This window comes from Bacillus sp. es.036 (assembly GCF_002563635.1).
In the GTDB taxonomy this organism is placed as follows: Bacteria; Bacillota; Bacilli; order Bacillales; family Guptibacillaceae; genus Guptibacillus.
Genome location: NZ_PDIZ01000001.1, coordinates 812,225 through 834,594 on the forward strand (window position 1 = coordinate 812,225; position 22,370 = coordinate 834,594).

General features: G+C 39.9%; 21 protein-coding genes. 12 read left to right on the top strand and 9 right to left on the bottom strand.

Annotated features, from left to right (window positions below):
* Positions 1 to 22: 22 nt before the first annotated feature.
* Both ATG70_RS04285 and ATG70_RS04290 read right to left on the bottom strand, forming a co-directional pair.
* Positions 23 to 3,088, bottom strand: coding sequence for an efflux RND transporter permease subunit (locus ATG70_RS04285; RefSeq protein ID WP_098443132.1), 3,066 nt, complete (start codon positions 3,086 to 3,088; stop codon positions 23 to 25).
* 11 nt (positions 3,089 to 3,099) lie between these two features.
* Positions 3,100 to 4,302, bottom strand: coding sequence for an efflux RND transporter periplasmic adaptor subunit (locus ATG70_RS04290; protein WP_098443133.1), 1,203 nt, complete (start codon positions 4,300 to 4,302; stop codon positions 3,100 to 3,102).
* Between the two features lie 288 nt (positions 4,303 to 4,590).
* Here ATG70_RS04290 and spxA point away from each other — a divergent pair, with 288 nt between their 5' ends.
* A complete protein-coding gene (spxA, locus tag ATG70_RS04295) occupies positions 4,591 to 4,986 on the top strand; it encodes a transcriptional regulator SpxA (protein WP_098443134.1) in 396 nt (131 codons plus the stop codon).
* Between the two features lie 52 nt (positions 4,987 to 5,038).
* On the opposite strand, the gene ATG70_RS04300 is transcribed toward spxA, so the two are convergent.
* Positions 5,039 to 5,716 carry a TerC family protein gene (locus tag ATG70_RS04300; RefSeq protein ID WP_098443135.1) on the bottom strand — a complete coding sequence of 226 codons (678 nt, stop codon included), beginning with the start codon at positions 5,714 to 5,716 and terminating at the stop codon, positions 5,039 to 5,041.
* Between the two features lie 268 nt (positions 5,717 to 5,984).
* On the opposite strand from ATG70_RS04300, the gene mecA reads away from it, so the two are divergent.
* The 3 genes from mecA to pepF all read left to right on the top strand — a co-directional run bounded on the left by mecA (position 5,985) and on the right by pepF (position 9,890).
* A complete protein-coding gene (mecA, locus tag ATG70_RS04305) occupies positions 5,985 to 6,668 on the top strand; it encodes an adaptor protein MecA (protein WP_098445712.1) in 684 nt (227 codons plus the stop codon).
* A 131-nt stretch (positions 6,669 to 6,799) separates the two neighbouring features.
* A complete protein-coding gene (locus ATG70_RS04310; protein WP_098443136.1) occupies positions 6,800 to 7,978 on the top strand; it encodes a competence protein CoiA in 1,179 nt (392 codons plus the stop codon).
* Positions 7,979 to 8,072: 94 nt separating this feature from the next.
* Entirely contained in the window at positions 8,073 to 9,890 is a 1,818-nt protein-coding gene (gene pepF, locus ATG70_RS04315; RefSeq protein WP_098443137.1) for an oligoendopeptidase F, read from the top strand.
* Between the two features lie 35 nt (positions 9,891 to 9,925).
* Here the strand turns inward: pepF and ATG70_RS04320 are convergent, their stop codons facing one another.
* From ATG70_RS04320 to ATG70_RS04335, 4 genes are all read right to left on the bottom strand, one after another.
* Positions 9,926 to 10,102, bottom strand: a complete 177-nt coding sequence (locus ATG70_RS04320) for a hypothetical protein (protein WP_240904099.1) — start codon at positions 10,100 to 10,102, stop codon at positions 9,926 to 9,928.
* Positions 10,103 to 10,200: 98 nt separating this feature from the next.
* Positions 10,201 to 11,028, bottom strand: coding sequence for a ClpXP adapter SpxH family protein (locus tag ATG70_RS04325; RefSeq protein WP_257147762.1), 828 nt, complete (start codon positions 11,026 to 11,028; stop codon positions 10,201 to 10,203).
* A gap of 92 nt (positions 11,029 to 11,120) precedes the next feature.
* On the bottom strand, positions 11,121 to 11,516 hold the full coding sequence (locus ATG70_RS04330; RefSeq protein ID WP_179886184.1) for a globin domain-containing protein: 396 nt from the start codon (positions 11,514 to 11,516) through the stop codon (positions 11,121 to 11,123).
* A 116-nt stretch (positions 11,517 to 11,632) separates the two neighbouring features.
* Positions 11,633 to 12,208 (bottom strand): CYTH domain-containing protein, encoded by a 576-nt coding sequence (locus ATG70_RS04335; protein ID WP_098443141.1) that lies wholly within the window; start codon positions 12,206 to 12,208, stop codon positions 11,633 to 11,635.
* A 113-nt stretch (positions 12,209 to 12,321) separates the two neighbouring features.
* Between ATG70_RS04335 and ATG70_RS04340 the strand changes: the two genes are divergently transcribed.
* From ATG70_RS04340 to ATG70_RS04355, 4 genes are all read left to right on the top strand, one after another.
* Positions 12,322 to 12,729 (top strand): hypothetical protein, encoded by a 408-nt coding sequence (locus tag ATG70_RS04340; RefSeq protein ID WP_098443142.1) that lies wholly within the window; start codon positions 12,322 to 12,324, stop codon positions 12,727 to 12,729.
* A gap of 26 nt (positions 12,730 to 12,755) precedes the next feature.
* Positions 12,756 to 13,397, top strand: a complete 642-nt coding sequence (locus ATG70_RS04345; RefSeq protein WP_098443143.1) for a GTP pyrophosphokinase — start codon at positions 12,756 to 12,758, stop codon at positions 13,395 to 13,397.
* Between the two features lie 19 nt (positions 13,398 to 13,416).
* Entirely contained in the window at positions 13,417 to 14,217 is an 801-nt protein-coding gene (locus ATG70_RS04350; protein WP_257147614.1) for an NAD kinase, read from the top strand.
* A gap of 81 nt (positions 14,218 to 14,298) precedes the next feature.
* Positions 14,299 to 15,174, top strand: a complete 876-nt coding sequence (locus tag ATG70_RS04355) for an RluA family pseudouridine synthase (RefSeq protein ID WP_098445713.1) — start codon at positions 14,299 to 14,301, stop codon at positions 15,172 to 15,174.
* Here ATG70_RS04355 and prpE read toward each other — a convergent pair.
* Together prpE and ATG70_RS04365 are read right to left on the bottom strand one after the other, a co-directional pair.
* A complete protein-coding gene (prpE, locus tag ATG70_RS04360) occupies positions 15,158 to 15,892 on the bottom strand; it encodes a bis(5'-nucleosyl)-tetraphosphatase PrpE (protein ID WP_098443145.1) in 735 nt (244 codons plus the stop codon). The genes ATG70_RS04355 and prpE overlap by 17 nt on opposite strands.
* Positions 15,893 to 15,993: 101 nt before the next feature.
* Positions 15,994 to 17,178: an FtsW/RodA/SpoVE family cell cycle protein gene (locus tag ATG70_RS04365; RefSeq protein ID WP_098443146.1), complete on the bottom strand. Its 1,185-nt coding sequence runs from the start codon at positions 17,176 to 17,178 to the stop codon at positions 15,994 to 15,996.
* Between the two features lie 270 nt (positions 17,179 to 17,448).
* Between ATG70_RS04365 and mgtE the strand changes: the two genes are divergently transcribed.
* The 4 genes from mgtE to fabI all read left to right on the top strand — a co-directional run bounded on the left by mgtE (position 17,449) and on the right by fabI (position 21,825).
* Positions 17,449 to 18,810, top strand: a complete 1,362-nt coding sequence (mgtE, locus tag ATG70_RS04370) for a magnesium transporter (RefSeq protein WP_098443147.1) — start codon at positions 17,449 to 17,451, stop codon at positions 18,808 to 18,810.
* Between the two features lie 33 nt (positions 18,811 to 18,843).
* Positions 18,844 to 20,691 (top strand): monovalent cation:proton antiporter family protein, encoded by a 1,848-nt coding sequence (locus tag ATG70_RS04375; protein ID WP_098443148.1) that lies wholly within the window; start codon positions 18,844 to 18,846, stop codon positions 20,689 to 20,691.
* Positions 20,692 to 20,806: 115 nt separating this feature from the next.
* Positions 20,807 to 20,959: a hypothetical protein gene (locus tag ATG70_RS22345; RefSeq protein ID WP_098443149.1), complete on the top strand. Its 153-nt coding sequence runs from the start codon at positions 20,807 to 20,809 to the stop codon at positions 20,957 to 20,959.
* A gap of 89 nt (positions 20,960 to 21,048) precedes the next feature.
* On the top strand, positions 21,049 to 21,825 hold the full coding sequence (gene fabI / locus ATG70_RS04385; RefSeq protein ID WP_098443150.1) for an enoyl-ACP reductase FabI: 777 nt from the start codon (positions 21,049 to 21,051) through the stop codon (positions 21,823 to 21,825).
* Positions 21,826 to 22,370 lie beyond the last annotated feature (545 nt).

Here is a 22,370-nt window from a genome sequence, read left to right on the forward strand (position 1 = left end):
CAATGACGGCTTTCGGTTTTTTCTATTGATTCATTTCCATTTTCTTTTCTAGCCGTTTTTGGCGACGAAGATCAATTAGGTAATACACTACTGGAATAAAGACTAGCGTAATAAAAGTGGCAACGCTTAGCCCAAATACAATGACAATCGCCATAGGCTGTTGAATTTCAGTTCCTTCTCCAAATCCAAGCGATAGTGGTACAAGGCCAAGGATCGTTGTTAAGGCCGTCATGAGGATTGGTCTTAAACGAATAGGTCCAGCTTCTAAAATCGCTTCTCGCGTGTTCATTCCTGTCTCACGTAGCTTATTAATATAATCAACAAGGACTATCGCGTTATTTACAACGATCCCAGTTAAGATAAGCATGCCGACGAGCGAACCTACGCCGAGAGGTTGGAAGGATATGAGCAGCCCAAAAATAATACCGATGGCCGTTAGTGGAACAGAGAACATGATAATAAACGGATAGAGAAAGGATTCAAATTGTCCGGCCATTACCATATAGACCAAAACGATAGCAAGCGCAAGTGCTCCAGATAATTTAAAAAAAGCATCATTCATTTGTTCATCTTGACCACCAAACGTGATTTTATAAGAATTACCTGGTAGCGGAACGTCTTTAACAAGCTTCTCACGAATTTCGTCGGTTACTGTTCCAAGGTCTCTGCCTAACAAACTGGCTGTAATTTCAACTTGCCTTAGTCGATCAGTACGTGTAATCTCCGAAGGACCTAATCCTCGCTCAATTTCAGCTACAGCGGAAAGAGGAACTTTTTCACCGGTTTGTGTTTCGATAAGCAGACTCGAGAGTGAATCTAGTGAATCTGTATATTTATCTTCGACTGCAAGGCGAATGTCCAGTTGGTTTCCGTCTCGAGCAAGATTACTCGCAACAAGCCCCTTCGTTGCATTTGAAATAGCGGTTGAAATTTGAGAACTTCCTATTCCATAACTAGCTGCTTTCTCGCGATCAATTAGGATTTGAACTTCAGGATTGTTGGATTCAATACTAGAAGTTGGTTCTCTTACGCCATCAACCTCTGAAATGCTTTCCATCACATCATCTGATAGCTCTTTAAGAACATCAAGGTCTGATCCAATAATATTAATCGAAATCGGATCAGCACTAAATCCAGAGTCACTTGCAGAAACAGATATATCAGCATTTGGAATATCTTTGAGTTTCATTCGTATATCCTCTGCTACTTCTAAATCGGACTGCTCACGCTCATCAATAGGTACGAGCAGTACGCTATAAGTAGCTCGATTCGTCTGGCTTCCTGCACCAATGCTAAAATTGTCAGAACCACCTGCCGTTAAATAAGAAAGGTCAACTTCAGGAATCGAATTTAACACATTGTCAATTTCCTCAGTAACGTTCTCGGTTGCATCTAAAGAACTTCCCGCAGGCAGATTAGCTGATATGTTTACGAAGCTTTGGTCCTGTGCAGGCAGAAACTCCGTGCCAATAAAAGGGGTTCCTGCTGCAGAAATGGCTAATAGTAAGACGGTAAAACCAACCGTCTTTTTAGGATGAGATAAGGTTTTATCTAATATCCGTCTGTACCAATTGTTCAGGCGATCGAATTTTAGTTGGAAAATGGATTTTGATTCATTTCGATTCATTAATAGTGAAGAAAGCAAAGGTACAATAATCAGAGCTGTAAACAGCGACGCCAATAAAGAAAATGTTACAGCAAGCGCCAGTGGTTTAAAGAGCTGAGCGGCAAGACCAGTAACGAACACGATTGGCAAGAACACAACAACGGTTGTGAGTGTAGACGCAATAATGGCGCTACCTACTTCTTTTGTTCCTTCTACAGCTGCTTCTTTCAGTGATTTTCCTTCTTGTCTTAACCGGTAGATATTCTCGAGAATAACGATCGAGTTATCGACCATCATACCAACGCCTAGCGCCAGGCCTCCCAATGTAAGAAGATTAATGGTTTGGCCGGAAAAGTACATTAAAATAAATGCCCCTACGATCGAGATTGGAATGGACAGACCAATAATCAGCGTGCTGCGAATGTTTCGTAAAAACAGATAAAGCACTGCAGCTGCTAAAAGGCTTCCTATGATAATGTTCCATACAACTGCACGAATGGATTGATTAATAAATTTAGCTTGATCAAACACCGTTTTAATTTCCATATTTTCTGGAAGAGAAGGCTGTATTTCTTCAAGCTTTTCATTAACCTGTTTCACGACTTGAACCGTATTTGCACCTGATTGCTTTTGAATTGAAAAGCCAATCGCTGGTTCACCGTTTAGGAAACTTTCTTGAACAGCAGGCTTCATCATCTCTTCAATTTCAACGAGCTGATTGAGCTTTACCGTACCGTTTTCTGTTGGAACGGATAGATTCTTTAAGTCATCTACAGATTTAAACTCACCAGTCACACGAAGCGGTAAGTTCTTATTTTCGGTTTCGATGGACCCGCTCGGTAGGTTAAGATTTTCTGAGCCAATGAGCTGCTGTAAATTTGTTAGTGTAACCCCATATTGACTAAGTTTATCGGGATCAGCTGTTAGTCGTATTTCTTTTTCAAGCTGTCCTTCAATGGTAACGGCAGCAACTCCAGGGACGGAGTCAAGTGATGGCTTAATTTGATCTTCAATCACTTTTTTAACAGCGGTAAGGTCTTCTTCTGAGCCGGCAACACCAAGCTGCATAATGGGGATATCACTTGGATTAAATCGCAATACTTTTGGGATTGGAACTTCAGATGGAAGAGTATCTCTCACGGCATCAATTTGTTCCCGCATATTAAGTGTCGCAAAATCCATGTCGGTACCCCACTCAAAAGAAACGAGGATTAACGCTCCGCCATTTTGTGAGACGGAAGAAATGCTTTCGACATTTGGAAGAGTCCCCATGACATTTTCAAGAGGGGAGGCGAGTAGATTCTCAACCTCTTCAGGTCCAGCGCCTTCATAAGTAACGGTTACCGCAGCAACAGGAAACGTTAAATCTGGGAAAAGGTCGACCGGCATGTTTCGAAGTGAAACGGTTCCGATGATGAGAATGAAAATAATGACCATCCCCATGGCAATGGGGCGAAACACGGAAAGCTTAGCAATATTCATATGGACTCAACTCACTTCTGTACCTGGATTTCGGATGCCTCATTTAAGCGGTCTTTTCCTTCTGTAATCACTTGGTCACCTTTTGAAAGGCCGCTTGTAATCTGGATGGTTTTATCAGTTTCTGCACCAAGTTCAACATTGACTTGTTTTACTTTCTTCCCTTGAGGAACGTACACAAATGTTTCTTCTTCACCATAGATGATTGATTCTTTTGGCACAACGATGGCATTCTCAATTAGGTCAGTCTGAATGGTAGCAGTAGCTTTCATGCCGCCTTTAATTTTTAAATCTTTATTCTCAAGAGGAATTTCGATTAGAAACGAGCCCGTTTGTTCATTAGCGGTTGGTGGGATGGCTTTTAATTTTCCATCAAATGTACCGTCAACTCCGTCGAATGTAATCGCTACATCTTGATCCTTTTTTAATTGCGATATTTGAAAGCTATTCACCTGAAATGTTGCTTTGATTGGATTTAAATTAACGACGACTGCAAGAGGCGTACTTGGAACGGCCGCTGCATTTTCTTCGGCATTAATCTGAGAAACAATGCCATTAATAGGTGATTCAATTGTTGTCGCATTTAAGACATCCTGTGCTTGATTCAAACTTGCTTTTGTTTCGGATAGCTGTGTTTCTAATTGTGTGACATTACCCGCAGACATTGAAGGTACCTGTGCAGCTGCTTGTGATAGCTGTGCTTGCTTGATTGTCACTTCAAGACTTTCTTTTAAAACATCTGCTGCTGTTACTTCTTCAGAATCCAATTCACTTAGAAGCTCTTTAGAGCGCTCGAGAGAATGATTTAATTCTGATTGAAGATCTTTCAGTTCCTGAGCACTTTTCTCAGCTTGTCCAGAAAGCTCCTTGGCTTGATTAACAGCCTTCTCGAGTTCGTTCACTGCATTAGTTAGTTGAGTGACATTTTCTCTTGCAGTTGAATCATCTAGAGCAGCAATTAAATCTCCCTTTTCGACTGTGCTTCCAACCGTCACGTTTATCTCCGTCACTTTAAGTGGAGAAGGTGCAGCAAGAGGGATGGTTACTCCAGGGGTAGCTTGACCGGATAATTCAAGATCATTTGAAATATCTTTTTGATCAACCGATGCTACTTCTACCGGTATTGGTTCATTTGCAGTTTCTTGATTTGTAATCTCTTCTGTTGTACAAGCGCTTGCAAAGACAAGCATACTAGCAAGGAAAACAGCCTTTTTCATATTATTCACCTCAGAATTAGTGTATCTCTTACGAATCGTATCATGTGAAGCAAACTTTTTTTATCTGAAATTCAAACATTTTTATAACAATACAGGTTTGGATAGTTGGCGATGGGGAATATAGGAGTTAGACTTAACATTAAACAATTGTATAGCTATTGTATAGCTTTTATGTAATTTTTGTCATCCCCTATTTATTTGATAAGAATTGTAGTATAATACAAATTGTGAAAAGATAATTTTTCTAATGTGGATTTGACGTTTACTTATAGAAAGGAGCAATTCCTTATGGTAACACTCTATACATCTCCAAGCTGCACATCTTGCCGAAAAGCAAAAGCGTGGTTGCAAGAGCATGATATTCCGTTTACAGAACGAAATATTTTTTCCGAGCCTCTAACAATCGAAGAAGTGAAAGAAATTCTACGGATGACGGAAGACGGAACAGATGAAATTATATCAACTCGCTCTAAAACATTCCAGGAATTGAACTTAAATCTTGATACGGTTTCATTACAGGAATTGTTTGAACTGATTAGCGAGCATCCCGGATTGCTTCGCCGTCCAATTATTTTGGACGAAAAACGACTTCAGGTTGGATATAACGAAGATGAAATTCGTCGTTTCCTACCTAGAAAAGTTCGTACGTTTCAACTTCAAGAGGCACAGCGTCTCGTTAATTAATAAAAAACTTCTACAGCATTGCCTGTAGAAGTTTTTTTGTTAGAAAAATTATTTATTGGATGTAAACGATATTCCCTTTTAGTTTCTTTACGAACCAGCCTCCAACAATTACTAAAAGAAGGAAGGCAACTTGAGTCGCAATTTCTAAGGAAGGGTAAGTATAGAAAAACGTTTTTAATTCAGCTGCGCTTGTTAACATTTTGGCCGATGTAAAAGCTAAAATTCCAGCACCGATGTAAATTAAAATCGGAAAATGATCAAGGGCATGCATGATCATGCGACTCCCCCATACGATAATAGGGATAGAGATCACTAATCCGAAAACAACAAGCGGTAATTTTCCTTCAGAAGCGCCTGCTATTGCAAGCACATTATCGAGGCCCATGATTAAATCAGCTACGACAATTGTACGGATCGCTCCCCAGAAAGAGAAAGTCGAATGAATGTTTTCACTGCCCTCACTATCAATCACAAGTTTAAAGGAAATGTAGAGAAGAAAGAGGCTACCGACAATTAATAAGAAAGGGAGCATTAATAAATAGACAGCCACTATTGTTAGTGCTATTCTAAGTCCAACAGCAATAGCTGTACCCATCATAATGGCCTTACTTCGATGAGAGGGAGGGAGATTACGACAGGCGAGTGCAATGACAACTGCGTTATCTCCACCAAGTACGATATCAATTCCGATAATGAAGAAAACCTGAGTAATGGTTTCTAAGTTAAACAAGGAATCCACTCCCGAGTAGCGAATTTTTTAATCTCATGACAGGAGCACTTTTGGGCAAGCTATACACATAAATAAATATATCGTGTATATGGTGTAATATGAGTGAAAAAATCAAACGATTTTTTATTTCCATTCTTTGATGGTTTATCATAGAATGGTATTACAAGAGAAAAGTGGTTAATTTGAACCGCTTAAGGGAAAGAGGAAATTAGGAGTATCCCAGAGGGAATAGCCTTCCGGTTAACTAAACAGGAGGGAGAGAGTGCACATGGAAATCGAACGCGTCAACGCGAATACATTGAAATTCTTTATTACGTATAGAGACATTGAAAATAGAGGATTCGATCGAGAAGAAATTTGGTACGACAGAGAAAGAGGAGAAGAATTGTTCTGGGAGATGATGGATGAAGCTCATCAAAGAGAACAGTTTTCACTCGAGGGCCCTCTCTGGATTCAGGTTCAAGCTCTTGAAAAAGGACTTGAGATCATTGTCACTCGTGCTCAAATGTCAAACGACGGATCTAAACTTGAATTACCGATTTCAGAGGAAAAGCAGCTTGATCTTCCACTCGATGAAAACATGGATAAAATTCTTGATGATAAGTTTGCCCTTCAGAATAATTTAGATCCAGAAGACGAGCCTGAACCTCTTGAAGGAGAAGAGCTTTCCTTTATGATCGCGTTTAGAGATTTTGAAGATGTCATTTCATTATCGCACGGATTTGATCCTGTTGGAGTTGAAAATGGTCTATACCATTATGAGGATCGTTACTATCTCCACGTTGTCTTTGATGATACATTGATAGAAGAAGATCAAGACAACCGTTTAAGTCAGCTGTTGGAATATGGATATGAGACAGAATTGACGATTCACCGCATACAGGAATACGGTAAGGAGATTCTCTCTGAGGAAGCTCTAGAACAACTCCGCGGACACTTCCCACTCTTATAAAATGATGCCGATTTCCAATGGGAATCGGCCTTTTTATATGTAATATACAAAATCCAGTTGCGAAACGAAGAAGGACTATGGACCTTCGAAGCGAATAGAGGTTAAGGAACAATTGAAAGAGAGGTGTTGTGATGTTAACAGCCCGAGCAATGAATGGAAATTTGCTCAATCTTGCAGACCGGCAATATCGTCTAGATGAACTTATCAAATTAAGACGTTCCACTTCCTACTTTTGTCCAGGATGTCGACAACCTGTCGTCATGAAACTAGGTGAGAAGAGGACCTGGCATTTTGCTCATCATGGAACTCACACGTGTGAAACCCAGTGGGAACGTGAGTCAAACGAGCATCTAACTGGAAAGCTTCAGCTCTATGAATGGTTGAAAAAAGATTATTCTAATGTGGAAGTGGAGTATTTCCTAACCAAAACTAATCAGCGCCCCGATTTATTTCTTCCTCATTCGCAAACGGCAATTGAATATCAATGCTCTTCTATTGAGGACAAACTTCTTACAAAACGAACGCTTTCTTATGAATCAGCAAACATTCAAGTTCAATGGATATTAAGTGCAAAGCGCCTAAGAAGATCGTACCAATCCGTTTATACGATGTCTTCAATGGATTGGGCAGCAGCTTCCCACCATCACCGTTTCCCAACCATTTATTATTATTGCCCCGTAGAACGAAAATTCGCGACTGTCCTTCTTCATCATAGCTTAACTCCCACCAAATTTATTTGTTCCACATTGTATACCTCTGCATTAAAGACATCATACAACCCCCTTTTTACAAAACTTCCTGATTGGGAAGAACAGCTACATTCCTATTCCATTTGGTTTAAGCAAAAGAAAATTTGGCGCCAAAATCCCCATGGTGAAAGGTCATATGCCTTTTTTTATCTGCGTAAACGTTTATATGCTGGCGGTCATTCAATTCGGTTTTTTCCTTCAGAAGCCGGCATTCCCTCTGACGATAATTACTGGATTGAAACACCTGCCTATTTGTGGCAGACGTGGATTCTCCTTTGCTACCTTCCTACGATCCATTTCCACAGTGGTTTTACCTTTCAATCATTGTTTCATGCATTTGCACAAGTTATTTCTTCTGGCTTGATTCTACCAAGATATTGTCCAGCTCATATTGATGGTGTTCGTGCTGCTCTTCAAGGTTATGTAAAGCAATTAGTTCGGTTAAAAGTGTTAAAAAAATGGGATAATGAACGATATGAAAAGCTTTATCAACCGACGATTCATAAACAGGTAGAACAGTGCTTCCATTTTGACAAATTGATGTATAAGAAGCTTATTTAGCTTGCAAGGTTTGTCGAGCGAAATTGTAAGCATCATTAAGAGAATATGGTACGATAATGAATGTGAGGAAATTATTTGATGGAGGTGTCGATTCATGGAAGAGAAAAAAGTAAATGCACTACCTAAAAGAGATGAAATTCCGGTTGAAGATACGTGGGAATTAGAAGCGATCTATGAAAACGATCAGCAGTGGGAAGAGGAATTTAATGAAATAAAAGCACTTCTTCCACAAATGAAGGAATATAAGGGAAAGCTTGCAGAGTCGGCTGATAAGCTATATAACGCTCTGCAAAAACAAGATGAAATTACGATTAAACTTGGTAAGCTTTATACATACGCTCATATGCGCTATGACCAGGATACAACGAATTCGCATTATCAAGGGCTTAATGACCGAGCGGCTAATCTTGCAACACAAGTTAGCAGTGAATTAGCCTTTGTTGTACCAGAAATTTTAAGCGTACCTGAAGAGACGATTAAGCAATATTTGAGTGACAAGAAAGAATTAACGCTCTATGAGCACGCCCTTGATGAAATTAACAGAGAGCGGCCACACGTTCTTTCAAAGGAAGAAGAAGCGATCCTAGCAGGTGTGAGCGATGTTACAAGCAGTTCCAGCAATACGTTCGGTATGCTAAACAATGCAGATATGAAGTTTCCGACCATTAAAGATGAAAATGGTGAAGAAGTCGAAGTTACACACGGGCGATACATCCGTTTTCTTGAAAGTAGCGATCGACGTGTAAGAAAAGATGCGTTTAAAGCTGTTTATGACACGTATGGTAAATTTAAAAATACGTTTGCATCTACTTTAAGTGGCGCAGTAAAAAAAGATAATTATTATGCAAAAGTGAGAAATTACGATTCAGCAAGACAGGCAGCGCTTGATAGTAATAATATTCCAGAAGATGTTTACGACAACCTAATCGAAACCGTGCATAATCGCTTGGATTTGCTACATCGATATGTAAAGTTACGTAAGAAAGCGCTTGGACTTGATGAGCTTCATATGTATGATATGTATACACCTCTCGTCTCTGATGTGAAAATGGAAGTTTCTTATAACGAAGCAAAAGAGTATATCGTAAAAGGGTTAGAACCACTTGGTGAAGAGTACAAGAATATCCTTGAAGAAGGATTTGCCAATCGTTGGGTAGATGTTCAAGAGAACGTTGGGAAGAGAAGTGGAGCTTACTCGTCTGGAACTTACGGGACGCGTCCTTATATTTTGATGAACTGGCAAGATAATGTTAATAATCTCTTTACGCTTGCTCATGAGTTTGGTCACTCGGTTCATAGTTATTATACAAGAGAAAATCAACCATACCCATATGCGAACTATTCCATTTTTGTTGCGGAAGTAGCTTCCACGACGAATGAATCATTGTTAAATCATTATTTACTTGAAAATACTTCAGATAAAAAAGAAAAGCTTTACTTATTGAATCACTATTTAGAAGGATTTAGAGGAACAGTGTTTAGACAAACGATGTTTGCGGAGTTTGAACATATGATTCATAAGAAAGCTCAGGACGGTGAGCCGCTAACGCCTGATTTACTTTCATCTCTTTACTATGACTTAAACAAGACGTATTTTGGGGAAGATCTTGTGATTGATGATGAGATTGCTCTTGAATGGGCGAGAATTCCTCATTTTTATTACAACTATTATGTGTTCCAATACGCGACAGGATTTAGTGCAGCAGCCTCACTCTCAAATCAAATTCTTGAAGAAGGGGACGACGCTGTCTCAAGATATATTGATTTCTTGAAAGCAGGTAGCTCGGACTACCCAATTGAGGTGCTAAAGAAAGCTGGTGTGGATATGACTTCATCTAAGCCTATCAGTGATGCGTTGGACGTATTTGAATCCATTCTAAACGAAATGGAAAACTTGTTGTTCGAAGCCTAATTAAAAGACCTTCTCCACTTTGGAGAAGGTCTTTTTTAGCGATTAAATCCTCTGAATTGATTGCGAGAATTGAACATACTAACAGTAAAGAGAATGGAAGCAAATAAAAGTGCTGCTCCAATTGGTACAGGAATGAATTTTAGTAGACCCATAAGAAACATTACAAAGCTAATCACAATGAAGGCAATGCCGATTATTAGATAGAAGCGCATCATTTTCCCTCCTCGACCTATACGTATGACACATTTACATACTTATAACTCGTATGAAAAAGCCGAAAAAAATAGCCCCGCTGGGACCATTTTTTTCTTTATCCATTTTTTACAGTACGCCAGAAAGAGCCGTGTTTGGCAGGAACTTTCTCTACTTTTTGTTTTAGTGCTAGCTTCTTCATCGCTGCATCCGCTTCTTCACAGCTCATGTCATACACGACTGCGACTTCTTTTGTCGCAACAAAGTGATACCGATCCATAAAAGCATCTAGAGACGGGAGCGGTTCTGGCGTTGGCTTTGTCTTCAACATTTCGGTAAGAATTCGTACATACACATCATAGTCATAAAGGCCTGTAATCTTTAGCCCTTCTTCTTCAATGTTTTCATTGAAAAAGACAAGTGTAGGTAGTTCATTGACTTCCATTTCAGACGAAATTTTCAAATCACATTGAAAGGCTTTTACAGCTGCTTGAGAATGAAGATCTTTTTTGAATTCGTGAACGTCAAGGCCCGTTTCTTTAGCAGCTTGTACGAGATTTTCTTCCTTCGTCATATTTTGCTTCTGTATAAAAAGTAATTCTCTCATTTTACGAAGGAAGTTAAAGCCAGGTAGCTTTCCTTGAAGCTCTGCAGCCTTAATGGCGATCGATGCGATATAAGGGGTGTCCATAGGGTCCTCATACCATAGATCGCCGTCACAGGACATGCCAGAGCGGCTTGCAGTTCGTTCCCAGCGTTCGGCTACATCAGCGTGTGTGGTGATGCCTTCATTTTTTCGTTTAAACGAGTTAAATGTTTTAATGTTTCCTCCAACTAAATGTCGGATCCGGAACGTATGTCCATATTCAAGTTGTAGTTTCTTAATCATTGGTTCAAGACCCCAGCAGTCAGGACAGAGAGGATCTATAAATGAATATATTTCGATCGGTTTGCCCTTTTGAGTCTGGGCTGAACATGCTACATCGGATTGTCCATTTGGATTGTAAGAATCGCAATAGGAACCAGTTACATTCGGTGTCAATTCGATTCTCCTTTCTCTTCCTGATCACCCGAGTTAACCATGTGATGGGCAGTGAACGTTAATCGTGTTAATAGGTGTTCTTTTAAATCTTCATCGAGTTGTACCTCATCCATCGCTTCTTGCATGCATGAAAGCCATGCCGTTGCTCGTCTCGGTGTAATTTCAAATGGGAGGTGTCTCGCTCTTAACATAGGATGTCCATGTTCTTCTGAATATAGCGGAGGACCTCCAAGAAATTGAGTTAGGAATTGAGTTTGTTTTCGAGCTGTTTCAGTTAAATCTTCTGGAAAGATTGGTTTTAATTCAGGATGCTCGGCAACCCGGTTATAAAAAGCAGTCACAAGCTGTTCTAGCTTTACACCGCCGATATGATCATACATGTTTTGCTTCATAATGATTTTCCCCTTTGGCAGGTAGAACCTTATTTCAATTTCATTTTAGCAACCTCCCTACATAACAGCAAATAATCCGATTTGAAATCATTGCCAAACAAAAAAGAACAGGCCGTCTAGACCTGTTCTTGGGAAGCAAGAAAGAAGCGTAAGATCTTGTTTTTCGCCTCTCGCTTTGGTATCTCATGCTTTTGAAGGAGGTGACTAAAAGCACGTTCCCCAGCTTCAAAAGCGCTAACTTCAAATTCGAGTTCAAAATCTTCTCGGTTAAGGTATTCGCTATGATCAAGAACGAGAAGTCCTTCATCCAGCATGTATTCTGCACGATGTGTTGTTAAACGTCCTAAATAGATAAGCTGATCCTGAATACCGAACGCTTGTAGTTGAGTTAAGACTTCTCCTTCGGGTAAAGAAGCACTTTTCTTAATCGCTTCAAATGTTTCAAATGAAATTGGCTGATGTGTTTCAAGCAATCCTTCATCTGCAGGTTGCTTTAATGTTAAGACAAACTTATCTTTTTTGTTGCGAACGCGTAATGCAGCTCCATTTTCTCGAATTAGAAAATCAGCTGTATCAAAATAATCATTCGTTTGCGTTTTAATGTTATTTTCTAACTTATGAGCAGTAAGTAAAGAAGTGTATTCTTCTTTCGTAAGCATATTTTTAAATTCAATTTCTAGTTCCTGTGCCAAGTACGAGTCCTCCTGTTTTGTTGGATATAAAAGAATTATGGCATATGTCTTGAAACAGAACAACAACGATGAAATCCCCCAATGCATTATGATAAACTATTAGGTGATACATAATGGAAAGATTGAGAGGAGAGGTATTTGTGCCAGAACAATACTACATTATAACAGGGGAACTAACCGATCACACACTTACCTTTGGTTTGAATGAAAAAGTTGATCTAAGCCTCTATACAGCGACAGGCAATATGCTAGTGGATTCAGATTCCTTATCGTTTGTTTATTTACTGGACGGGGGAGAAGGGTATACATACATTCGATTCCAGGAAGAAGTTTGGCCGATGTTAGCAAAAGTTCTTGAACAGGACGTGAACGTTACTGTTACTTCTGAACACGGTTCATCGTTAGAACTTGTCGATCTAAAAGAGGAACTTGGCTACCTCATTGAGAATATTAAAGGTAATTCGAACTATGGAGAAGACATGAATCAAGCTGTTGAGAAAGTATTTCTAACAGCCTCGTAATAGATATCGTCGTTGGTGGTGGTTGGATGAAAAATTGGGAAGAATTTTTAGCCCCGTATAAGCAAGCAGTAAACGAACTAAAGATAAAGTTAAAAGGTCTCCGTGAGCAGTTTGAAAAAGCCGATGATCATTCTCCTGTTGAATTTGTAACGGGGCGAGTGAAGCCCATTTCGAGCATTCTTGATAAGGCAAAAAACAAAAAGATTTCACTCGACCGGTTGCAAGAGGAGATGCATGACATTGCTGGGGTACGGGTCATGTGTCAGTTTGTGGAGGATATTAATAAGGTGATCCATCACCTTCGTGGAAGAAAAGACTTCGATATCATTGAAGAACGTGACTATGTGACGAATCAAAAAGTAAGTGGCTACCGTTCTTATCATGTGGTTGTCCAATATCCGGTTCAAACAATTCAAGGTGAACAAATGCTTCTTGTTGAAATTCAAATCCGCACGTTAGCGATGAATTTCTGGGCAACAATTGAGCATTCGCTTAATTATAAATACAACAAGAAGATTCCGGAGGATGTTAAAAAGCGTCTTCAGCGTGCTGCAGAAGCGGCATCTAAATTAGATGATGAAATGTCTGAAATACGCGGTGAAATCAAGGAAGCTCAAAAAGTATTTATGCAAAAAAAAGAAAATGAACAAAAGAAAGCTGAAAATTAAAGTAGACGAGGTGCCTATAGTGAAATTTGCGGTAAAGTCCAAAGGGGATCAAACCTCCAACCAACTTCAGCAGCGAATTAAAAATTATTTGCGTGATTTTGATCTAGACTATGATGAAGTAGAACCAGATATTGTGATTTCAGTTGGCGGCGATGGAACGCTACTTCATGCGTTTCACCATTATCAAGACCGATTGGCAGATACAGCGTTTGTTGGTGTTCATACCGGGCATCTCGGATTTTACGCTGACTGGACACCTGAAGAAGTCGAAAAGCTAGTGATTCATATTGCAAGAACGCCTTTTCAAATTGTGGAATACCCACTGCTTGAAGTAACGGTTCGTTATTTGAATAGCTCGAAAGAAAATCGTTACCTTGCACTTAATGAATGTACAGTGAAAAGTGTGGAAGGTTCTCTCGTCATGAATGTGGAAATTAAAGGCGATTTATTCGAAACGTTTCGTGGTGATGGGCTCTGCATTTCCACTCCTTCTGGAAGCACCGCTTATAACAAAGCGTTAGGAGGAGCGATTATTCATCCGGCGCTTCCTTCGATTCAGCTTTCTGAGATGGCGTCCATTAATAATCGCGTCTTTCGTACGGTAGGGTCGCCACTAGTCCTTCCGCAACATCATACGTGTCTTTTAAGACCTGTTAACGACGCTGATTTTCAAATTACAATCGACCATCTTTTCCTACTTCAGAAAGATGTAAAGTCGATTCAATATCGAGTGGCGGAAGAGAAAGTTCGATTCGCCCGTTTCAGACCATTTCCATTTTGGAAAAGGGTAAAAGAATCTTTTGTAGATGAAGTATATTAAGAAGAGAAAGTACTGTTCAATTTTGGACAGTGCTTTCTTTTTGCTAAAGTAGTAATGAGGTGAATTTTATTGGAAATTAAAATGAACTGGACAGTTTTAGAGAAAGAAGCACACATGGTACTTAGAGAATTTCTTTTAAGAGAAAAGAACCTATCACGAAGTATGTTAACGGATATCAAGTTTAAAGGCGGGCACTTGTTAGTAAATGGGGTCCACCAAAATGTCAGGACCATTTTAAATGAGGGTGATGTCGTCGAAGTAGTTTTCCCGGAAGAACAAATAAGCGACACGATGTACCCACAACAATTGCCATTAAGGATTTGCTATGAAGATGAGCACTTTTTGCTGATTAATAAGCAAGCAAATCTGCCAACAATCCCTTCTCGCCATTCGACAGCATCCCTTGCAGAGGGTGTTTTGCATTATTATAAAACAAGCAACTTAAACAGAACCATTCACGCAGTCAATCGCCTTGATCGTGATACGTCAGGTCTCGTTCTCTTTGCAAAACATCGTTATGCTCATGATCTACTTTCAAGACAGCAGAAAAATAAAGAAATGAAACGATCTTATCTTGCGTTAGTACATGGTGAGCTCAAAGAAGATGGTGAAGTAGAAGCCCCAATAGGAAGGAAGGATGATAGTATTATTGAAAGAACAGTGCGATCAGATGGACAGTACGCTTTAACCAGGTATCATACAGTGAAGCGATACAAGGGTTTCTCTCTTCTCCAACTATCCTTACAAACAGGGCGTACACACCAAATTAGAGTGCATATGGCTCATTTAGGACATCCTCTTCTAGGTGATGATCTTTATGGGGGGAAGAAAGAACTTATTTCAAGGCAAGCACTGCATAGTGCCCAGCTTGAATTTCACCATCCTTTCCTACAAAAAAAGCTCCGATTTGAAGCGGAGCTTGAAGAGGATATGCGTGAACTTATTGAAACGAAGTGAACTTCTCTGAAACGTAAGGCATGGATGATTGAACCGACGTTGTTTTCAGTTCCGGATAGCTCAGCGCTGTTAATTTGCCACCAAATACGCAACCGGTATCAATGTTCACAGTATGATTGACCCACCTTGGTTCTAAGACAGGGGTGTGGCCATAGACAATGAGCGCACCACCTTCATATTGACTTGCCCAGTCTTTGCGAATAGGCATCCCGTTTGGATGGGATTCGCCTGTTATGTCGCCGTAAAGTACAAAGGTTTTTACTTTTTTCCCAACTTGTCCAATGTATTTCTCTGGTATACCTGCATGTGCAACAATCAACTCTCCATCATCAAGAGACAAATAAAGCGGGGCATTCTCATATAGCGCAATAAACGATTCTTTTATCATCGTACGGTCTTTAGCTGGTAACGCATTAAGTTCGGCCGTCGTTGTCTCAAGACCGTGGGTTTGCTGAACGTTCCTGCCAATCAAATAACGATAGAATTTATTACAATGATTACCAGGGCAATAGAACGCCTGTCCACTTGTCACGAGTTGAGAAACGATTTTGACAACCGCTAGAGAGTCGTTCCCTCGATCTGTGATATCGCCAGGGAAAACAAGTTTTCTCCCATCAGGATGAAGGGGAACACCACTTTCCCAGTCATATCCAAGACGCATCGTGAGTGTTTTCAACTCATCATAACATCCGTGTATATCACTGATTATATCGAACACTTTCTATTCCCTCCTTATATGTTCTATCTTTTCCCTAAAGATAGAACAAGTATCACCATGAATCTAAGTTCCATATAAAAATAACCTGCCGCGGTGGCAGGTTATTCAAACATATACGTTTTAGTTCGAGAGCGAACGTTTAAGACAAGACCAACTGCAATCATGTAGGTTAAAAGGGCACTTCCTCCGTAGCTGACAAAAGGTAGTGGAATTCCGGTGATCGGTAAGATTCGAATCGTCATTCCAATGTTTTGAAATACCTGGAAAGTAAGCATTCCGATGACACCAGCACAAAGGTAGCTTCCGAATGATTCATTGCTTTCAAGAGCGGTATGAATCATGCGATAAATGAGCATGAAGAAAATCGAAATCGTAATGCTTGCACCAATGAAACCAAATTCTTCTCCGATAACGGCAAAAATAAAGTCAGTGTGTGCTTCAGGAAAGTAAACAGTACCATCTGCATAGCCTTTTCCTTCAAGTTTACCTGACCCAATTGCTAGAATCGCTTTCGTAGCTTGATAGCCAGCATCCGCATATTCTTCTGGAGCAAGCCAGCCGTAGAATCGGGCTAGTTGATACTCATCAAGTAAGTAAGCTTTAAAGAATGCGGGAAACTTGAAGAAAATAAAGACGAAAGTAGAAATACCCGCTACACCTATTAAACTTAAAAGAGAAAGAAGTCTCCAACGTACGCCGGATACTAGCGTAATGCTAACAACGATTGCTGTAAATACCATCGCTGTACCAAGGTCAGGTTGAGCCATAACAATAAGCAGAGGAGCAGCGGCAATACCGAAGATCTTCGCTAAAAGGATCAGATCTGTCTGAATGGTTTTTGATGGATGGTTTTCATGATGCGAGACAGAAGCTGAAGCAATGGCAATAATTAAAAAAATCTTCATAAACTCAGATGGCTGCACACTTCCGAGACCAGGAAGAACGAACCAGCTTTTGGCACCATTTCGAATTGGCGCGATTTGATAACTTCCAATATATTCTGGACTTACTGCTAGTAAAATTAGAAGAAGAATTCCAAATCCGTAGAGATACCAGGAAAGCTGCCTAAAGCGATCAAAATCAATGACCAGTGTGAGCGAAAGTACGAAAGCACCAACGAAATACCATGTAAGCTGTCTTCCTGCAAAGTTAAAGTTTTTCAATTCTCCAGGGAGTGAGGCCTGGGCACTGTAGATCGCAACAGTACTAATACACATCAGAAGAAATACAAAGAACAAAAGTGTAAAATCTATTTGTTGCCATGGTGTTTGATTGTCATTGTTCATGATATAATCCTTTCTAAAGAAAAGCGTTCCTTCTTTTAATCACATTTCCTATCTTATCTGAAATCCTTCCGTTTGCAAATCGGTTCCTGTATTTATTTTTGACAAAATAACTACACACCGACTAAGATAGGAAGGTAATTTTACTTTCTTTGCGTAATCGATTAAGGGAGCAGTACCTAAGCAAAGCTTATCGAAGTTTTACGATAAATGATATAGCCATATTTGAGCATTTGTAACTTTGTTATAAAAAACAACAGGGAGGTGTGCAGAGTGGCTTACCAGGAGCAAGAGACGCAGGCTTTATACGACGCACTCATACGTCACTTAGATCAAGAAGAAATAGACGCATTTCGTGAGTTATTTCTCGACATTCACCCATATGAACAATCGCAGTTCTTTTTAACAGTATCAGAACATATTAGGCTACTCGTGTACACCTATTTATCACCACGAGAGATGGCAGAAATCTTCCAGAACTTCGATATTGAAGAACAAGAAGAATATATTTCAGAGATGGAGCCGGCTTATGCGGCGAAGATGCTTGCTGAGATGTACGCCGATGATGCCGTTGACGTATTAAATGAGTTAAATCCAGAACAGATTGCAAGCTACTTAACCATCATGGATGATGATGCAGCGGATGAAATTAAAGAGCTGCTTCACTATGAAGAAAAGACAGCCGGTAGTATTATGACGACCGAATTTGTATCAATCCGCGCACACCAAACGGTAAAGCGAGCGATGCAAATCTTAAGGCAGGAAGCGCCAGAAGCAGAAACAATCTATTATATCTTCGTATTAGATGAACAAAAAACGCTCGTCGGCGTTATTTCTTTGCGAGATTTAATTATTGCAGAAGAAGATACGTTAATTGAAGAAATCATGAATGAACGAGTTGTTTCAATTTCGGTTGGCGAGGATCAGGAAGAAGCCGCGAGAATTATGCGAGATTATGACTTTCTAGCTCTTCCGGTTCTTGATTTTCAAAACCATTTACTCGGGATTATCACACACGATGATATCGTTGATGTAATCGAAGAAGAAGCATCAGAGGATTATTCAAAACTCGCTGCGATTTCAGATGACGGTTCATTTGATCGCAATCCGTTTTCTTCAGCAAAAAAGAGACTTCCCTGGCTGATTATCCTTCTGTTTCTAGGGATGATGACAGCGAGTTTAATTGGTCAATTTGAAGTAACGCTCGATAAGGTGCCACTTCTTGCGGTCTTTATCCCTCTAATAGCCGGGATGGCAGGGAATACGGGGACGCAGGCCCTTGCGGTTGTTGTTAGGGGACTTGCAACGGGAGATTTTGAAGAGAATAGTAAGTGGACCTTAATTGTGCGAGAAGCAGGAACTGGTCTCATTACAGGCGCAACCTCTGGTGTTCTTGTAACGATTATTATTTTTTTGTGGAAAGGAACCTTTTTACTTGGCTTATTGGTTGGCTTTTCGTTATTATTTACGTTGATTGTCGCAACACTCGCTGGTGCACTTGTCCCATTATTAATGCATAAGCTTAACATAGACCCTGCTGTTGCTTCAGGGCCATTCATCACGACGATTAACGACATTATCAGTATACTTATTTATTTTGGAATGGCGACTGCATTTATGAGCCAGCTTGTTTAGCGCTTAAATGCAGACGTTTGGAGGAGGAAAGAAATGGAACACGGTGCATCCGTATCATCACTTGTTATCGTAGTCGTTATCGCATTTGTTATACCGTTTATCTTACACCGCTTCAGACTGAATTTCTTGCCGGTTGTAGTTGCTGAGATTATTGCTGGGATCTTCATTGGCCAAAGTGGGTTTAATTTAGTTCAGGGAGATACGTGGCTTGATACGTTATCAACGCTAGGCTTCATTTTTCTCATGTTTTTAAGTGGTCTTGAAATTGATTTTTCGGTTTTTGCGAATAAAAAGAAAAAAGTAAAGCTCCCGAGCGGTAAGTTTGAACCAAATCGTGTTCTTGTGTCGTTCATTGTATTTGTTCTTATTTTCGTTGTATCCTATCTCCTTTCATTACTGTTTGTTGTTCTTGGATACACCGACAATGCGTTCTTTATGACACTGATTATCTCCACCATCTCGCTTGGTGTTGTTGTGCCGACATTGAAGGATGCCAACATAATGAAAAGCAGTATCGGACAAACGATTCTTCTAATCGCCGTTATTGCCGATCTTGCTACCATGATTTTATTGGCCATTTTCGTTTCTCTGAATTCAGGTGGAGAAGGGAATATGTGGCTGCTTCTCATTCTTTTCGGAGCTGGGATTCTACTTTATTTCCTTGGCGCTTATTTCAGACATCTTTCCTTTATTGAAACGATGTCAAAAGGGACCATTCAAATCGGCACGAGAGCCGTATTTACGTTAATTATTGTATTGGTAGGGATTTCTGAAACAGTTGGTGCTGAAAACATTTTAGGTGCCTTCCTTGCAGGGGCACTCGTTTCGTTACTCTCTCCAAATACAGAACTTGTCCAAAAGCTTGATTCATTTGGATATGGTTTTCTAATCCCGATCTTTTTCGTTATGGTTGGGGTGGAGTTGGATATTTGGTCTCTATTCCAGGACCCGAAAGTCTTAATCTTAATTCCACTTCTATTAATTGCGCTTTTCGCTTCAAAGCTTGTGCCAGTAGTCGTTTTAAGGAAATGGTATGATACAAAAACGGTGCTTGGTTCAGGAATGCTACTCACATCAACACTTTCTCTCGTTATTGCGGCCGCAGAAATTGGGGAACGTATTAACATCATTGATGATCAACTGTCATCTGCATTAATTTTGGTTGCGATTATGAGCTGTATACTAGCACCAATTCTCTTCAAGAAATTAATGCCGAAACCAGAAGAAAGTTCACATGCAAAGAAGCTTGCGATTATTGGGGCGAACCAAATTACGTTACCGATCTCGCTTGAACTTGATCCTGCGAATTATGAAACATCCATTTATCATACGAAGCAGGAAAAAGTGGATTCTGAGAAGCAAAGTAGTCACTTTAAAGTCATCGAACTATCTGATTATAGTATCGATACGTTAAAGAACAGTGCGGTTTTTGATGCAGATATTCTTCTTATTTCTTCAGGAGATGATGAGACGAATTCAGACATCGCTGTATTTGCGAAAGAATATGGAACCGAGCGTGTCATTGCACGAATTGAGCTTACTGAAATAGCGGATCAGCTACGAGAGCTTAATATTGATGTGTTTTCAGTGTTCTTCTCCACAAAAGCACTGCTAAAAGCGCTCATCGAATCGCCAGGTGTTGTGAATATCTTTACTCGCGAAGAAAACGCGCTTTATCAAATTAACATGAACAATGTGGAATACAATGGCGTTCCACTGCGTAGCTTCCCGTATCTCGGGGATACGATCATCGTTCGTATTTTCCGCGGAAAAGATTCCATTGTCCCTCACGGCGATACAGAACTTCGAATCGGTGATCGCTTGATCGTAACAGGAAGTAGTGAGAGTGTCGACGAAGTGCGCACGCTGTTAAGCTACTAGTGCTAACCCCTTTCTCATCATGAGAGAGGGGATTTTTATGTTTTGAGGGTTAGGGAATAAATGTATGGGACAGGGCGATACTTCTATCATAGGCGAACGGAAGGAGGAGAAGAGAATGAATACTGAAATTCCAAAAGTAATTTGTCCCGTTTGTGGAAGAACCAATGAGATGGAGAAGTCCATAACGGCTCAGTCAAATCAAAACATCATTTTTGAATGTCCCGCATGTGGTTATGAGAGACGAAATATTCAAACAAGTAAAGGGTGAAAAATCCTCATGGTACATGTTTGATAAACCATGTTATACTTAGGACGTGGTGCTAATAACTAATAATAAATTCGAGGAGGAGCATGGATATGAACCTGTCTCTTGAGAACCGTACATATGTTGTGATGGGCGTTGCAAACAAACGAAGCATTGCCTGGGGGATTGCACAGGCATTAAGCAGTGCTGGTGCAAGATTGATCTTTACTTACGCAGGTGAGCGTCTAGAGAAAAACGTTCGCGATCTTGCAGGTACACTAGATCGTGATGATTCCGTCATTTTACCTTGTGATATTACAAATGATGAGGAAATTGAAGCTACATTTGCTCAAATTAAAGAAGAAGTCGGTGTGATTCACGGACTAGCTCACTGTATCGCATTCGCGAAAACAGAAGAATTAAAAGGGGAGTATCTTGAAACAACGCGTGAAGGATTCTTGCTAGCGCATAACATTAGCTCATATTCCCTAACTGCTGTATCAAAAGCAGCTCGTCCACTTATGACTGAAGGTGGAAGCATCCTTACGATGACATACCTTGGTGGCGAGCGTGTTGTAAATAACTACAACGTCATGGGCGTAGCAAAAGCATCGCTTGATGCAAGTGTGAAGTACCTTGCGAATGACCTTGGCAAAGACAACATCCGTGTTAATGCGATTTCAGCTGGTCCGATTCGTACGCTTGCGGCAAAAGGAATTGGCGACTTTAATTCTGTTATTAAAGAGATTGAAGAGAAATCTCCAATGCGTCGCACGGTAACGAAGGAAGACGTAGGAAACACAGCACTATTCTTAATGAGTGATCTTTCTGGAGGAATTACTGGTGAGATGATTCATGTGGATAGTGGGTATAACATTATTGCTACTTGATCTAATACGAAACCAAGCCCATCTTACAATTTGGAGATGGGCTTGTTCTAATTAGAAATACATTCAAACTCAAAAAAAAATCAGCTCCATACTCTTATTCGCAGCCTAAATTTGTAATTTTTATACATGATCTGGGCGAACTTAGAGCTATTATTAGGTATTTTAGTTACTTTTGAATCAACATACGATATCAGAAATTGAAAGGTAATCTGAAATATTTTAGATACAAGTGTATCATCGTATGACAACTTAGAGCAGAATGTTTTCAGGGATAAAACGAATCATTGAAAATCAATACCAAACCATTATATGATTCGAAATTTATGTTTCTATGATACTGAGTCTAAAAACATCGTAAATACAATTTCGACGTTTGGAAAAATGCAATTAGACTAATGTGATTAATGATTGTTTCGGTCGACCTAAGTTTACTTTAGCTCTCTGTAGAAATGACTTTTTTTTAGTTATGAGAAAAGGGACGTATTGAAAAACAGCCTATTTATGTGAAGAAATTCGCATAAATAGGCTGTTTTTCGTTGTGTCTG

Bases quoted from the DNA above. Each gene is read 5' to 3' on its own strand.
- ATG70_RS22345 (WP_098443149.1), top strand. From the start codon at position 20,807: ATGAATACTGAAATTCCAAAAGTAATTTGTCCCGTTTGTGGAAGAACC.
- ATG70_RS04340 (WP_098443142.1), top strand. From the start codon at position 12,322: ATGGAAAGATTGAGAGGAGAGGTATTTGTGCCAGAACAATACTACATT.
- ATG70_RS04285 (WP_098443132.1), bottom strand. From the start codon at position 3,088: ATGAATATTGCTAAGCTTTCCGTGTTTCGCCCCATTGCCATGGGGATG.
- fabI (WP_098443150.1), top strand. From the start codon at position 21,049: ATGAACCTGTCTCTTGAGAACCGTACATATGTTGTGATGGGCGTTGCA.
- spxA (WP_098443134.1), top strand. From the start codon at position 4,591: ATGGTAACACTCTATACATCTCCAAGCTGCACATCTTGCCGAAAAGCA.
- ATG70_RS04290 (WP_098443133.1), bottom strand. From the start codon at position 4,302: ATGAAAAAGGCTGTTTTCCTTGCTAGTATGCTTGTCTTTGCAAGCGCT.
- pepF (WP_098443137.1), top strand. From the start codon at position 8,073: ATGGAAGAGAAAAAAGTAAATGCACTACCTAAAAGAGATGAAATTCCG.
- ATG70_RS04355 (WP_098445713.1), top strand. From the start codon at position 14,299: ATGAACTGGACAGTTTTAGAGAAAGAAGCACACATGGTACTTAGAGAA.
- ATG70_RS04320 (WP_240904099.1), bottom strand. From the start codon at position 10,102: ATGCGCTTCTATCTAATAATCGGCATTGCCTTCATTGTGATTAGCTTT.
- ATG70_RS04345 (WP_098443143.1), top strand. From the start codon at position 12,756: ATGAAAAATTGGGAAGAATTTTTAGCCCCGTATAAGCAAGCAGTAAAC.
- ATG70_RS04310 (WP_098443136.1), top strand. From the start codon at position 6,800: ATGTTAACAGCCCGAGCAATGAATGGAAATTTGCTCAATCTTGCAGAC.
- ATG70_RS04375 (WP_098443148.1), top strand. From the start codon at position 18,844: ATGGAACACGGTGCATCCGTATCATCACTTGTTATCGTAGTCGTTATC.
- ATG70_RS04365 (WP_098443146.1), bottom strand. From the start codon at position 17,178: ATGAACAATGACAATCAAACACCATGGCAACAAATAGATTTTACACTT.
- ATG70_RS04330 (WP_179886184.1), bottom strand. From the start codon at position 11,516: ATGAAGCAAAACATGTATGATCATATCGGCGGTGTAAAGCTAGAACAG.
- mecA (WP_098445712.1), top strand. From the start codon at position 5,985: ATGGAAATCGAACGCGTCAACGCGAATACATTGAAATTCTTTATTACG.